Source organism: Rhizobiaceae bacterium, assembly GCA_023953835.1.
Lineage (GTDB): Bacteria > Pseudomonadota > Alphaproteobacteria > Rhizobiales > Rhizobiaceae > Mesorhizobium_G.
In genome coordinates this window covers 1,821,266-1,835,229 of the sequence record JAMLJB010000001.1, presented here as the reverse complement: position 1 = coordinate 1,835,229, position 13,964 = coordinate 1,821,266, and the positions used below count along the sequence as shown (strand labels likewise).

Annotated in this window: 13 protein-coding genes; 6 read left to right on the top strand and 7 right to left on the bottom strand. The window is 61.8% G+C overall.

The features are described from left to right. Position 1 precedes the first annotated feature (1 nt). From M9924_08570 to M9924_08555, 4 genes are read left to right on the top strand one after another with little or no spacing between them, the layout of a single operon-like run. On the top strand, positions 2-1,117 hold the full coding sequence (locus tag M9924_08570; GenBank protein ID MCO5064460.1) for an ABC transporter ATP-binding protein: 1,116 nt from the start codon (positions 2-4) through the stop codon (positions 1,115-1,117). Then, entirely contained in the window at positions 1,114-2,610 is a 1,497-nt protein-coding gene (locus tag M9924_08565; protein ID MCO5064459.1) for a GMC family oxidoreductase, read from the top strand. The genes M9924_08570 and M9924_08565 overlap by 4 nt, the downstream gene beginning before the upstream one ends. After that, the gene (locus M9924_08560) at positions 2,607-3,368 is read left to right on the top strand and encodes a 3-ketoacyl-ACP reductase (protein MCO5064458.1); all 762 of its coding nucleotides are present in this window, start codon (positions 2,607-2,609) and stop codon (positions 3,366-3,368) included. Before M9924_08565 ends, M9924_08560 begins: the two co-directional genes overlap by 4 nt. 14 nt (positions 3,369-3,382) lie before the next feature. Beyond that, entirely contained in the window at positions 3,383-5,023 is a 1,641-nt protein-coding gene (locus M9924_08555; protein ID MCO5064457.1) for a GMC family oxidoreductase N-terminal domain-containing protein, read from the top strand. 51 nt (positions 5,024-5,074) lie between these two features. Here the strand turns inward: M9924_08555 and M9924_08550 are convergent, their stop codons facing one another. The 4 genes from M9924_08550 to M9924_08535 all read right to left on the bottom strand — a co-directional run bounded on the left by M9924_08550 (position 5,075) and on the right by M9924_08535 (position 8,061). Next, complete coding sequence (locus M9924_08550) at positions 5,075-5,464, bottom strand: hypothetical protein (GenBank protein MCO5064456.1); 390 nt, start codon at positions 5,462-5,464, stop codon at positions 5,075-5,077. 36 nt (positions 5,465-5,500) lie between these two features. After that, a complete protein-coding gene (locus M9924_08545) occupies positions 5,501-5,974 on the bottom strand; it encodes a helix-turn-helix domain-containing protein (GenBank protein ID MCO5064455.1) in 474 nt (157 codons plus the stop codon). Between the two features lie 93 nt (positions 5,975-6,067). Then, positions 6,068-7,027: a helix-turn-helix domain-containing protein gene (locus tag M9924_08540; protein MCO5064454.1), complete on the bottom strand. Its 960-nt coding sequence runs from the start codon at positions 7,025-7,027 to the stop codon at positions 6,068-6,070. 128 nt (positions 7,028-7,155) lie between these two features. Continuing rightward, positions 7,156-8,061 (bottom strand): hypothetical protein, encoded by a 906-nt coding sequence (locus M9924_08535; protein MCO5064453.1) that lies wholly within the window; start codon positions 8,059-8,061, stop codon positions 7,156-7,158. 913 nt (positions 8,062-8,974) lie between these two features. On the opposite strand from M9924_08535, the gene M9924_08530 reads away from it, so the two are divergent. Continuing rightward, positions 8,975-10,087: a DegT/DnrJ/EryC1/StrS aminotransferase family protein gene (locus M9924_08530; protein ID MCO5064452.1), complete on the top strand. Its 1,113-nt coding sequence runs from the start codon at positions 8,975-8,977 to the stop codon at positions 10,085-10,087. A 10-nt stretch (positions 10,088-10,097) separates the two neighbouring features. Further along, a complete protein-coding gene (gene wecB, locus M9924_08525) occupies positions 10,098-11,177 on the top strand; it encodes a UDP-N-acetylglucosamine 2-epimerase (non-hydrolyzing) (GenBank protein MCO5064451.1) in 1,080 nt (359 codons plus the stop codon). 6 nt (positions 11,178-11,183) lie between these two features. On the opposite strand, the gene M9924_08520 is transcribed toward wecB, so the two are convergent. The 3 genes from M9924_08520 to M9924_08510 are packed head-to-tail and all read right to left on the bottom strand — an operon-like array spanning position 11,184 to position 13,898. After that, positions 11,184-11,759 (bottom strand): acetyltransferase, encoded by a 576-nt coding sequence (locus M9924_08520; protein ID MCO5064450.1) that lies wholly within the window; start codon positions 11,757-11,759, stop codon positions 11,184-11,186. Further along, entirely contained in the window at positions 11,756-12,754 is a 999-nt protein-coding gene (locus M9924_08515) for a Gfo/Idh/MocA family oxidoreductase (protein MCO5064449.1), read from the bottom strand. The genes M9924_08520 and M9924_08515 overlap by 4 nt, the downstream gene beginning before the upstream one ends. 25 nt (positions 12,755-12,779) lie before the next feature. After that, positions 12,780-13,898 (bottom strand): glycosyltransferase family 4 protein, encoded by a 1,119-nt coding sequence (locus M9924_08510; protein ID MCO5064448.1) that lies wholly within the window; start codon positions 13,896-13,898, stop codon positions 12,780-12,782. Positions 13,899-13,964 lie beyond the last annotated feature (66 nt).

Here is a 13,964-nt window from a genome sequence, read left to right as displayed (position 1 = left end):
CATGTCCTTCCTCGAAATCAACGAACTGCACAAATCCTTCGGCGCGACGCACATATTGAAGGGCATAAACCTCGAAATCGAGAAGGGCGGCTTTCTGGTGCTGGTCGGCCCGTCCGGCTGCGGCAAGTCCACGCTGCTCAACACCATTGCCGGGCTGGAACCGATCTCCAGCGGCGAAATCCGCATCAACGGCAACAAGGTCAACGACCTGCACCCGTCGAAGCGCGACATTGCGATGGTTTTCCAGTCCTATGCGCTCTACCCGAACATGACGGTCGGGGAAAACATCGCCTTCGGCATGGAAATCCGCGGCGTGCCGAAGGCCGAGCGCGACAAGGCTATCGCGGAAGTCGCAAACCTGCTCCAGATCGGACATCTGCTCAACCGCAAGCCGAGCCAGCTTTCGGGCGGCCAGCGCCAACGCGTCGCCATGGGCCGCGCTCTGGTGCGCGACCCGCAGGTGTTCCTGTTCGACGAGCCGTTGTCCAACCTCGACGCCAAGCTGCGCATCGACATGCGCACCGAGATCAAACGCCTGCACCAGCGCATGGGCACCACCATCGTCTATGTCACCCACGACCAGATCGAGGCCATGACGCTGGCGACCAAGATCGCGGTCCTGAAGGACGGCTATCTCCAGCAGTTCGGAACGCCCGCCGAAATCTACAACGACCCGGTCAATGTGTTCGTGGCCGACTTCATGGGTTCGCCCGCCATGAACCTGGTGCCCGCGACCATCGTCACCGAGGGCAACAGGCTTGCCGTCAAGCTCGACCGGGGCGAGCGCCAGCCGATCCTGCTGCCGCTGTCCGCCGCGCCCGAGGGCCTGTCCGGCTATGTCGGCAGGCCGGTGATCTTCGGCGTGCGCCCCGAAGCCCTGACCGACCCCGACGGCGCGGACCGCAATGCCAGCCAACTGGCCATGGCCGACTGCCACATCGAGGTCGTGGAGCCTGCCGGTTCGGACACCTTTGCGGTGACGGCGCTCGGCGGCAAGCATGTGGTGGCGCGCCTTCGCGCCGACGCCAATGTCAGGCCAGGCAGCACGACGCCGCTGGCGTTCAACCTCACCAAGGCCGTCTTCTTCGATCCCGAAACAGAGAATCGCATCAACTGATGAAACCCGACATCGTCATCATCGGCTCCGGCATCGGCGGGGCCACGATCGCCAGCGGCCTTGCGGGAAGCGGCGCGAAAGTGCTGATCCTCGAACGCGGCGAGCATCTGCCCGAAACGCCCGAAACGCGCGATGCACGCGCCATTTTCGTGAACGGCTATTATCGCCCGAAGGAGATGTGGCGCGAGCCGGACGGCTCGGAATTCAACCCCGGCAATTATTACTATGTTGGCGGAAATTCGAAGTTCTACGGTGCCGTGCTGCTGCGCTACCGCAAGCAGGATTTCGAGGCGACGGAGCATTTTGGCGGCCTCTCGCCCGCATGGCCCTTCGCCTATGACGAGCTTGAGCCCTGGTACGGCAAGGCCGAGCAACTGTTTCAGGTGCGCGGCGCGCTCGGCGAGGACCCGACCGAGCCATTCCATTCCACGCCCTATCCGCACGGGCCGGTTCCCGACGAGGCGCCGATTGCGCGTGCCCGCGCCGAACTCAAAGCGCTTGGCCTGCACCCGGCCTCCGTGCCGCTCGGCGTTGATATTGACGAATGGCTGAAGCACGGCAAAACGCCATGGGACGCCTTTCCGAACACCGGCGCAGGCAAGATGGACGCCGAATCCGCACCGCTGAAGCAGGCCCTGCTCGATCCCGACATCGAGCTTCTGACCGGCGCCTATGTGGAGACGCTGCAGGCCGCACCCGACGGCAGGTCGATTGCATCCGTCACCTACACCCACAAGGGCGAGCGCAAGACCGTATCGCCGAAGCTGGTGATCCTTTCGGCGGGCGCGATCAATTCGGCGGCGCTCCTGCTGCGCTCCGGCGACGGCAGGGGACTGGCCAATTCGTCCGACCAGGTGGGCCGCCATTTCATGAACCACAATTCGAGCGCGATGCTGGCGGTGCACCCGTTCCGCCGCAACGACAGCGTCTATCAGAAGACGCTGATGCTGAACGACTACTACCTGTCCGATGGAAAAGGCGGAAAGCCGCTCGGCAATGTGCAACTTCTCGGCAAGATCAACGGCGACATTCTCAACGCCAATGTGAAATCGCTGCCGAAATTCGCGCTCGACTTCATGGCGGGCCACGCCGTGGACTGGTACCTGATGTGCGAGGATTTGCCCAATCCGGAAAGCCGTATTCTCGTCGACGGCAAGGGTATCATCCTGCAATGGCGGCGTTCCAACATGGAATCGCTGGCGGGGCTGACCCGCGTGATGCGCGAGCATTTTCGCGCGGCAGGCTATCCCATCGTGCTCGACCGCCAGTTCGACCGCCGCACGCCCTCGCACCAGTGCGGCACCGTGCGCATGGGCAACGATCCCGCGCATGCGCCGCTCGACACCCATTGCCGGGCCTATGACCACCGCAACCTGTTCGTCGTCGACGGTGGCTTCCTGCCCACTTCGGCAGCCGTCAATCCGGCTTTGACGATTGCGGCGCAGGCGCTGAAGGTGGCCGACCACATCCGCAAGACGGAGCTTGCGGGGTGAGCCGTCCGGTTGCATTCGTGACGGGCGCGTCCCGCGGCATCGGGCTTGCCTGCGCCGAGGCGCTTGCGGGCGAAGGGTTCGACCTGTTCGTCGCCGACCTTGCCCCGCAGCCCTCGTTCGAACTCGCCCAGCGAATGGAATCAGCAGGCGCAGGGCTTCTCTACCGACAAGCCGATATATCCAACCTTGAAGGACATGAGGCGCTTGCGACAAGCTGCTTGGAGCGGCTCGGGCCGATTGCCTGCCTCGTCAACAATGCGGGCATAGGCGCTCCGGTGCGCGGCGACCTGCTCGGCCTGCAACCGGAAAACTTCGACAAGGTCATGGACATCAACCTGCGCGGCACCGTGTTCCTGACGCTCGCGGTGGTCCGGCAGATGCTGGCCCAGCCTTCGGACCATGCGCGCAGCGTCGTCACCATCACCTCGGTCAGCGCGGAGATGGCGTCACCCGAACGCAGCGACTACTGCATGTCGAAGGCCGCCCTTTCCATGTGGGTGAAGAATCTCGCGATCCGCCTCGCCCCCGAGCAGATCGGCGTGTTCGAAGTGCGCCCGGGTATCGTGCGCACCGACATGACGGCGGGCGTGGCGTCCAGATATGACAAGCTCATCGTGGATGGCCTGGTGCCCGCCTGCCGGTGGGGCGAAGCCGCTGACATCGGCGCGGCGGTGGCTGCGCTGGCCACCGGGAAACTCGCCTTCGCGACCGGCTCGGTGCTCAACCTCGACGGCGCGCTTTCCGTGCCGCGTCTTTGAACAATGGTGCAACCATGACGGATTTTATCATCGTCGGCGCCGGGCCTGCCGGGTGCGTGCTGGCCAACCGGCTCTCCGAGGATCCCACCAATTCCGTCCTCCTGCTGGAGGCGGGCGGCAGAGACTGGCATCCGCTGATCCACATGCCGGCGGGCTTCGCAAAGATGACGAAAGGCATCGCTTCATGGGGCTGGTCCACCGTGCCGCAGAAGCACATGAAGGACCGCGTTTTCTGGTACACGCAGGCCAAGGTCATCGGCGGCGGCTCATCCATCAACGCCCAGATCTACACGCGCGGCAACGCGAAGGACTATGACCGCTGGGCCGGGGAAGAAGGTTGCGAAGGCTGGTCCTATCGAGAGGTGCTGCCTTATTTCAAGCGTGCCGAAGACAACCAGCGCTACGCCAACGACTACCATTCCTATGGCGGGCCGCTCGGCGTATCGAACCCGATCTCGCCGCTGCCGATCTGCGAGGCCTATTTCCAGGCCGGGCAGGAAATGGGCATCCCGTTCAATCCGGATTTCAACGGAGAGCGCCAGGAAGGCCTCGGTTACTATCAGCTTACGCAGAAGAACGCGCGCCGCTCATCCGCTGCGGTCGCTTATCTCGATCCGGTCCGCAGCCGCTCCAACCTGACCATCCGCGCTGATGTGCTGGTGACGCGGATCGTGGTCGAGAAGGGCAAGGCCGTCGGCGTCGAGATCGTCGACCGCCCCGGCGGCCAGCCGCAAGTGCTGCGCGCCGACCGCGAGGTGATCGTCTCCTGCGGAGCAATCGGCTCGCCCAAGCTGCTGATGCAATCCGGCATCGGACCCGCCGACCATCTGAAGTCCGTGGGTGTCGAGCCCGTGCACGACCTGCCGGGCGTCGGCTCGAACATGCAGGACCACCTCGACCTTTTCGTCATCGCCGAATGCAATGGCGACCACACCTATGACAGCTATGCGAAGCTGCACCGCACCGTCTGGGCGGGCCTGCAATATATGCTGCTGAAAAAGGGGCCAGCCGCCTCAAGCCTCTTCGAGACCGGCGGCTTCTGGTATGCCGACCCCACCGCCGACCAGCCGGACATCCAGTTTCATCTCGGGCTGGGTTCCGGCATCGAGGCGGGCGTGGAAAAGCTGACCAATCCGGGCGTCACGCTCAATTCCGCCTTCCTGCGCCCGCGCTCGCGCGGCACGGTTCGGCTGCAAAGCGCCGACCCCGCCGCCATGCCGCTGATTGATCCGAACTACTGGGCCGATCCCTATGACCGCGACATGTCGATCAAGGGCCTGCGCATCGCGCGCGAGATCATGCGCCAGCAGTCGCTTCGTCGCTATGTCATGCGCGAGGTGCTGCCGGGGGAGAAGCTTGCGAGCGACGAGGATCTGTTCGACTATGCCTGCCGCTCGGCAAAAACGGATCATCACCCGGTCGGCACCTGCAGGATGGGACATGACGCGATGTCGGTCGTCACGCCCGACCTCAAGCTGCGCGGCATCGCCAATCTTCGCATATGCGACGCTTCCGTCATGCCGCGCGTGCCGTCGAGCAATACCAACGCGCCGACCGTTATGGTGGGGGAGAAGGGCGCGGACCTGATCCTCGATCTCCCGGCCCTGCCGCCTGCCGTGTTCCACGGAAACCGCGCTGAAGCGTTCCAGAGTTAGGCCCTTATCCCCGAACCGAGGTGCAACAGGTCGTCGAGCCGCCTCTGCAGTCTATGCGGTGCTGCGCCGCGATCCCGGCAAAGGAAATGAATCGATCGTGGGCACGAGGTCCATTTCCGAAAAACCCAGTTCCTCCGCCTGCATATGTTCCAGCACAATGGCGGCGATTCGACTCTGATCGGTTTCCAGAAGCCCGGGGAATACGGTCTCGACTTCCATCCGCATAAGGCACGCCAGCGTCTCGGGATCGAATGAACGTCCGAGCAGGTTTCTGAATTGCCCCTCCAGCCACAAAAGACTGGGATGAAGTCGATTTGAGGCATGCATGGATGAACGCATGAACGGCCAGTCCCCAAGTTGAACAACTTGCGCTGTCGCCGCCACGACCTTCACATAAGCAACTCCTAACATTCCCTCTTTACGAAAGGGCTTCGCAATCATGTAAAGTTTTAACGGGGCTGATTAAAGACGCCTACATCATGCGAGCTTCTCGGATTCCGATCCGGAAATCAGTGCCTCCATAGGTACGTTGAGCGCCAGCGAAAGTCGGTAAAGCGTTGCGACGGAGCCACTTCGGCCCGTCGTTTCCATCTGTGAAAGCATGCTTGGGGTAAGGCCGACGAGCCGCGCCAGTTCCGCCGCTTTCAGGCCCCTTGCCTTGCGCAGCGCGCGAACAGGTGATTCGCCCCGGCGAATCGCATCTGCCGCCTGCTCCGGTATCTTGCCCGACACGGTGTCCCGCATCGTGCCTGCCTGTTTGTGCCGCAGCACCGACAGCATCAGTTCATATTCCCGCTCGGGGATAACGGCCAGCCGTTCATGGCGGCCTGGAACCCGCACAAACTGGACATTGACGGCAAACGCCAGATCCTCGACGAAACTGCTTGGCCGCGCCTCGCTGCCCATCGAGATGGAAGTGACGTTGTCGAACTGAGAATCTCTGGCGAGCACGAGCGAAAAACCCTCAATAAATAATATTAGATATTAGTGATTTATAAACATTTGAATGTCAAGCCGTGTTTACGGCCGCGCCGGGGAAGGCCCTCATTCTCCACAACGGACCTGCGCCAGCCATTCCGTGATCGATTTCGGCGGTGCAACGAGCGGCGCATATCCCAGCAGCTTCGCCTCGCGCGCTTCCCTCGGTGAATAGCCGAACTGTGTCTTGAACTGGCGGCTGAACAGCGCTGCGTCATGGAAGCCGAATTCCGCCGCGACCGTATGAATCGGCCGATCCTCGGCGGGCTCGGTAATTGCCTCGTGGAATGCGTTCAGCCGGCAGGAACGGACATAGGCGCTGACGCCGCCCAACTGCTCGAACAGATAATAGAGCTGGCGGCGGGACAATTTCATCGCTGCGCAGATTTCGTCCGGTTCGAGATGGCTGGAGCTGAGATTGTCATGAATGTACCGCTTCACCATTTCGAGACGAATGGACATGATTGGACGGCTTCGATTGAGGTCCGGCGTATCGGCCTGCTCTGCAAAACCCTTGAGGATGATGAGTGCGGTTTCCACGAAGATCGGGATTTCGGATACGGTCATCACGGGAAGCATCGTCAACATCGAGTTCAGGAACTCCGCCGCGATGCGCGCGGTTATGCCCTGCAGGACCGTATGGTTGAGAAGGTCCAGCTTCCCGGCACTGGCCAGCAGATGCTCGCGCTCGATCATGAGCATGATCGAACTGCCCGCACTGGCCTGCCCTTCAAGCGGATAGGCGAGGGAGGCCAGCCAGAGAGACCCTGAATCCGCCTGGACCTTGCCGCGCCCGGACTTGCTGACCATGCTGCCGGTCTTCCGGAACGACAGCAGCCAATGGTCGACGCCGCTGAGCCGGATATGTTCCGGCGTGCGCCGCAGCCTGTATGCGTCGATGCCGACGGTGGCGACCAGGATCTTGCCGAGGTCGTAGCCGCGCGCGTTGATCATGAAACCATTTTCAATCTGGTTCTGGTCGATGACAGATATGTCCGCGAGCGGACCGATGAGGTCACGTGCCACAAGGAACTGGTGATTCGCGGGCAAGCCCCCGGTATTGAACCGATCCTCGCGTATGGTGTCTGATGGGCGGGCTCGCTTTGGCTTCGAACAAGCGTCCGGACCGGTCGTCTCGCCCACCCCGACCTGCATTACGCGACACGCGCCTCAGGCTCCAGGATCGGCACATTCCCCGGGCGGGACTGCCGGACGCGCAGGCGCGCATCATTGGGATCGTATCCGAATTCCTCGCGGAACAGCCGAGCAATGCGTGTCGGGTCCAGCCCGTAAAATTCGGCGATGCGCGCAACCGGACGCGTATCCTGCGGGTCCGCGATCGCCGAATGGCATTTCCTCAATCTCTGGCTCTGGATATAGCGAGCAACGCCGCCATATGGCTCGAACAGCGAATAGAGCTGACGCCGCGAGATACCGAGGCAGCTCTGCACATTTTCGACGGTAAGCGACGGCGAACTGATGCGATCGTCGATATAGCGCCTGGCGGCTTCCAGTTTGGTTCTGTTGGCCGGCCTCGGTTCGCTCCCGTCCAGACCCTTTACCCGGGCGATGCAGGATTTGACGAGTTGGCGGGTCACCGCTTCGACCACCTGCTTTTCGCTCTCCTTGATCAGCGGCAAATTGTGCCAAAGCGATTCGCAATATGCCTGCAGCAGTGGACTTGCAGGGAAAGCCGCCCTCCCCGCGCAGATCGCCTCCATGGGATGCTCAAGACCCTTGAACATTGCGCGAGGGAAAATGACGAGCATCGCCTCGCCCTCGAAGTCCCAGTTGCCGGCATTGCAATTTGCCGGAAGCAGCCGCAGCACCGCCGGATCGTGCCATCCGTCCGCCCGGTCGATCTGCGGGCGATAGACCATCGCCCAATCACTCAACGCGAAGGAGACCCGGCCTGCGCGCCCCCATACGGGCGATTGCGTCAGGTTGTTTCCGATCAGGATCGTGAGCGCGCCGACCTGATAGTTGCGGATATCAGATGCCGGAGGCTCCGAGCGGGTCGGCGCTTCTCCGATCCCGCGCAGCAACTTCTGAAGGCACAAAATATGCTGTCCACCTACCCCGCATTCGCATCTGTCTCCCAAGATGGAAGCTCCAGTGCTGCTTCCTTTCATCTTCAAGCTCCAAGCTAGGCTTTCGCACGCAGCCGCTTCGTGGAAACACAAAGCTGCCTGCGTTGATGAATTGCCTTCAAAGCGAACCCGGCTAAGCGAATTCGCTTCCCCACCCCATTGTAGAAATTGTGATCAACCCCAGATTTCCCGTATCCAAGCTGTCTGTTTGCTCCTCACCATCGGTGAGCAAAGACGCCACTTGCCCTCTGAACTTTCGAGGCACTCAAACGCCGTCTCCGAATTCGAAGCTCTCCCCCAAGCTCATCTGCAGGCGGTCGACGACGGTACAACTTCCGACATCATATATATTAGACAATCATAAAGTGTCAATGAATGAATGGTCATCAAATCCGGAAGAGCATCTTCCGGTCGATCGACATATGTCGCTATGATGTCGAGCGCCCGAGCAGCAGCGCCTCGTGCCAATGCGACGACTGCGTCGCACGGATCGGTCAGGCGCGAATTCTCCGCGCTGCGCGCCCAAAAGAGGTGGAGCCTACAGGTGGCGGCCTGTAGGCTCCTAAACAGCTTGCCGAGACGGTTGTGCGGAGTAAGGCGGCAAGCTGTACAATCATTGTTTCGCAGGCCGCGCGTGCGAAATCCATGTCGCAAAAATACAAAGTGCGGGGCAATTCCGGCAAAATCGAAGATATATTCGATCATATCTCAGAAAATGCGCGCCCGAACCCTCGTCAGACCCTTCCCGCATGTGTAGCCGGCTCGAAAAACGCTCCGGCAGCATAACGATCGGTAACGCTGCGGAGAACCACGTGATTTGCGCGTTTGCGCTTCCAAGTATAAACAGCGCGCCAAAACGCCCACATCTGGAGAATGAATACCCATGCAGTTCATCGACCTGGCCGCGCAGCAGGCGCGCCTTCGCCCGCAACTGGATCGCGCCATTTCGCGCGTGCTGGACGAAGGCCAGTATGTGATGGGTCCGGACGTTGCCCGCTTCGAGAAGCAGCTCGCCGAGTTCTGCGGCGCTAAGCACTGTCTTTCCTGCGCCAACGGCACTGATGCCCTCCAGCTCGCATTGATGGCGCTCGGGATCGGCAATGGCGACGCCGTGTTCGTTCCGTCCTTCACCTTCGCGGCCACCGCCGAGGTCGCCCCGCTTGTCGGCGCAACGCCGGTTTTCGTCGACGTACTGCCCGACACTTTCAACATGGACCCAGCGAGCCTCAAGCGCGCCATCGCCCAGGCGAAGGGTGACGGGCTGCGTCCTGCGGTGGTCATCCCGGTCGATCTGTTCGGCCTTGCCGCCGACTACAACGCCATCGAGGCGATCTGCCGCGAGAACGGCCTCAAGCTCATCAGCGACAGCGCCCAGGGGTTCGGCGCGAGCTATCACGGGCGCATCACCGGTTCCATCGGCGACATCGCCACCACCTCGTTCTTCCCGGCAAAGCCGCTCGGCTGCTATGGCGACGGCGGCGCAACCTTCACCAATGACGACGAACTGGCCACGCTGCTCGACTCGTATCGCGTGCACGGCAAGGGGCACCACAAATATTTCAATGACCGCGTCGGCCTCAACAGCCGTCTCGACACGCTTCAGGCCGCGATCCTGATCGAGAAGCTGGCGGTCTATGCCGACGAACTCGAAGCCCGCCAGAAGGTGGCCGAGCGCTACAATGCGGGCCTGTCGAACCGCTATGAAACGCCGTACATACCGGAGGGCCAGACCAGCGTGTGGGCGCAATATACGCTGAAAACAGCTTCGAAGGTCGAGCGTGACGGGCTGATGGAGAAGGCCAAGGCGGCCGGCATCCCGACCGTCATCTACTACCCCATGCCGCTGCACCAGCAGAAGGCCTATAAGGCGTTCCCTCGCGACCCGAAGGGACTTGGCGTCAGCGAGGACCTTTCGCAGCGTGTCGTGAGCCTGCCGATGCATCCCTATCTGGATCGCGAGACGCAGGACCGCATCATCGACATCGTCGCGGGCTGACGCCGGTCGCATGAAGATCCTGACAGTAATCGGCGCGCGTCCGCAATTCATCAAGGCCATTGCCCTGTCGGTCGCGGCGGCTCAGACGGACGGCGTGGAGGAAGTCCTGCTCCACACCGGCCAGCACTATGACGACAACATGTCCGAGGTCTTCTTTCGCGATCTCGGACTCCCGAAGCCGAAATACCGCTTCAACATCGGCGGCGGTTCGCACGGCGAAATGACGGGCCGACAGCTCATCGCCATCGAGGAAGCGCTCGTGACGGAAAAGCCCGACGTGCTGCTCGTCTACGGTGACACCAACTCGACGCTGGCCGGCGCGCTCGCGGCATCGAAGATGCACATTCCCGTGGCGCATGTGGAAGCCGGACTGCGCTCCTTCAACAAGCGCATGCCGGAGGAGCTGAACCGCATCCTGACGGACCACGTGTCGCGCTGGCTGTTCGCACCCACCCAGACGGCGGTCGACAATCTCGAGCGAGAGAATGTCGGCGGCGCGGAAATCCATCTGGTGGGCGACGTCATGTATGACGTGGCGCGGCTGTTCATCGAGAACCCCCGCCATCGCACCGACATCGGCGACCGCCTCGGGCTCGAGCGTGGCAACTATACGGTGGCCACGATACATCGGCAGGAAAACACCGACGTGCCCGCCCGCCTGCTCGCCATTCTTGGCGGGCTTGCCGAACGGGCGAAATCGCAGCCCGTGGTCCTGCCGATCCATCCGCGCACGGCCAAGATGGTGCGGCAGAACGCCGAAGCCGACGCGCTGCTGTCAAAGATTACCACCATCGAGCCCGTCGGCTTCTTCGACATGGCAACGCTTCTGTCGGGGGCGGCGCTCGCTGTAACCGATTCGGGCGGCCTGCAAAAGGAAGCCTATTTCCACCACGTTCCCTGCGTCACCGTGCGCGATGAAACGGAATGGGTGGAGCTTGTCGAGATGGGCTGGAACCGGCTGCCGGAGGCGCTGGAGAAGGACGCCATCCTCGCCGCGATTTCCCTGGCGCAAGCGCCCGAGGGTCCCGATCCGGCCCCCTACGGCAAGGGCGACGCGGCAGGCAAGATCATCGAGGTTTTACAGGGATAGAACGTTTCACGCGGTTCCTGTTTTCAGCAACAGGCGTCCGCCCACTTCCTCATACTGTTCGCCGGTTCGCGGGCAGACCAGTGTTTCATCGAGGATCTCGCCCGCACGCGACACCCAGCCGATCCGCCGCGCGGGCACGCCAACCATCAGCGCAAATTCCGGCACGTCTTTCGTGACGACGGCGCCAGCGCCGATCGTGCAATAGGTGCCAAGTTCATGGCCGCACACAATCGTCGCATTTGCGCCGATCGTCGCGCCACGCCTGACCTTTGTCAGCCGGTATTCGTTCTTCCGTTCCACCTCCGAGCGCGGGTTCAGCACATTGGTGAAAACACAGGACGGCCCGCAGAAAACGCCGTCCTCCAGCTCGACGCCTTTGTAGAGCGCGACATTGTTCTGGATCTTGCAATTGTTGCCGACCGAAACGTCCGGCCCGATCATCACGTTCTGGCCTATCGAGCAGTTCTGCCCGATTCGCGTGCCGGGCAGCAGGTGAGCGAAATGCCAGACCTTGGTGCCCTCGCCGATTTCAACATTGTCATCCACATAAGCGCTCTCGTGAACAAAGACCTTGGCGTTCATGCTGCGTTTTCCCTGGCTGCCGTCTGCAATGTGAGGTTCTCCGCAAGCGCCTTTTCCGCGCGGTCCAGAACGCGCAGCACGCGGGTGCCTTCCGCGCCGTCCGTGCGCGCTTTTGTCTTTCCGTCGATGCAATCCGCGAAGTGCCGGCATTCCGCCTTCAAAGGCTCGGACCTCTCCACGGCGACCGCTATCGCATCCGCCTTGGTCGAGGTCGGCACCGGCCCGCTCACATCGATGCGATGAGAGTAGAGAAGCAGTTTCTGGTCCCAGTCCGCAAGGCTGTCCTCGAACACCGCCGACGCCTTCTCCCCGATGACCACCAGCTTCTGTTCCTTGAACGGATGCATCCAGCAGGTCTGGACGTGACCGGCGACGCCGCCCGGAAAATGCATCTGCATGGTCACCATGTCGGCGACCCCCGACGTATAGGCGACGCAGCCCTGCGCCGAAACGTGATGCGGCTCTTCACCCACCAGCCCGAGGATCATCGAGATGTCGTGCGGCGCAAAAGACCAGAGCACATTTTCTTCCCGCCTGAACTTTCCGAGCGACTGGCGGTTGGAATATACATAGTGCAGCCTGCCCAGTTCCCCGGCGGCCACCATCTCGCGCAGCTTCACATAGATCGGGTGATACTGGAGGAGGTGGCCCACCATCAGCGTCAGCCGCGCGCTGTCAGCCAACGCACAAAGGGCCTGGGCTTCCGAAACATCGATTGTCAGCGGCTTTTCGACAAAGACATGCTTGCCTGCCTTCAGCGCAGCCGACGCAAGCTTGAAATGCAGTTCGGCGGGTGCCGCAATCGAGACCCCGTCGATGCTCTTGTCCGCGAGCACTTCGTCGAACGATGCGGCGCGCACATTGTGCGCCTTCGCACCGGCTTCCGCCGAGGCCGGGTGCGGATCGACAATGGCCGCGAGCAGGCCGAGTTCGGCGAAATTCCGGGCGATGTTCTTGCCCCAATATCCGTATCCGATATGCGCGATGGACGCCATTTCCGCTCCTTTGTCTCGATGCCCTTCAGGACGGCGGGCCGACAAGCTCTTCATAAAGGGCGAGAAGCCTCTTTTCTTCCATGCCCCAATTGTATTTTTCCCTGACGGCCTTGCTCCCGTTTTCTCCCATGCGGCGCGCCATGCCGGAATCCTCGAAAAGCCTGTCGATTGCATTCGCGATCGCCTGCGGATTTTGCGGTTCAACCAGAAGTCCGCAATTATTGCCAGCGATGATCGTGCGCCAGAGCGGAAAATCCGAGGCGATCACCGGCAATCCGGCAGACATATATTCGAACATCTTGTTCGGCTGCGCGTCGATATGGTTCGGCGCGGGCAGGAAGGTCACCAGTCCGGCGACAGACTCAGCCAGAAGATCGCGCACGCCCTCCCGGTCGACAATGCCCAGTTCATCCACATGGTCCCAACCGGAAAGCCGGGTGACTTCGCTTCGCAACGAGGCAGGCGCGAAACCGCCCGCCAGTTTCAGGCGCGCGCCCGTCCTCGACAGCCCAATCGCGTTCACCACCTCGACGATACCCCGTATGCGCGAGATGCCACCGACATAGCAGACGGCGTTGACTTTGCTCTTGCCCGTTGCCGGACTTTCAAGCTCACCAGGCAGGGGAAAATTGTTGATCTCCACCGCGCGCGCGACGCCCATCTGCTCGAACTTCTGCGTGATGTGCGGCGTGGCGCCGACAACTGCGTCGAGTCGCCGGACGGCGATGCGTTCGCCAGTGCTTACCAATTGCGCGATTGTGCGCCGCAAGGCCGGTTGCAGATATGGCTTGGTCAGCACCTGCGCCGGCAAATCCTCATGCGCGTCGAAGATCACGCGCTTTCCTTTTGCCTTCAGCGCCAGAGCGTAAGGAAGAAGTTCCGGATCGTGCAAATGATACACATCAGCGTCCAGCCGCAGCCCGGCTGCAAAAACCTTGTAGGCGGAACCCGCCATTCTCTGCAAACGGCCCGCCGCCTTGCCGACATCCCTGAACGTCACCCCTGCCTCGGCGGAATCGCCCAGGCCGTCAGCGACCACAAGATGTACCTCATAGCCCGCTGCCGCGAGGCTCCTGCACTGCTTGAGGAAAATGCGCGTATCCCGGCGAGCATGAGCAGAGGTGAGGTGCACAACCTTCACCATGTCGCACAATCTCCTGAGGCGAATTTCTTAGCTTTCGCGTTTATGCCCGCCGGAGCGCCGCCGCAA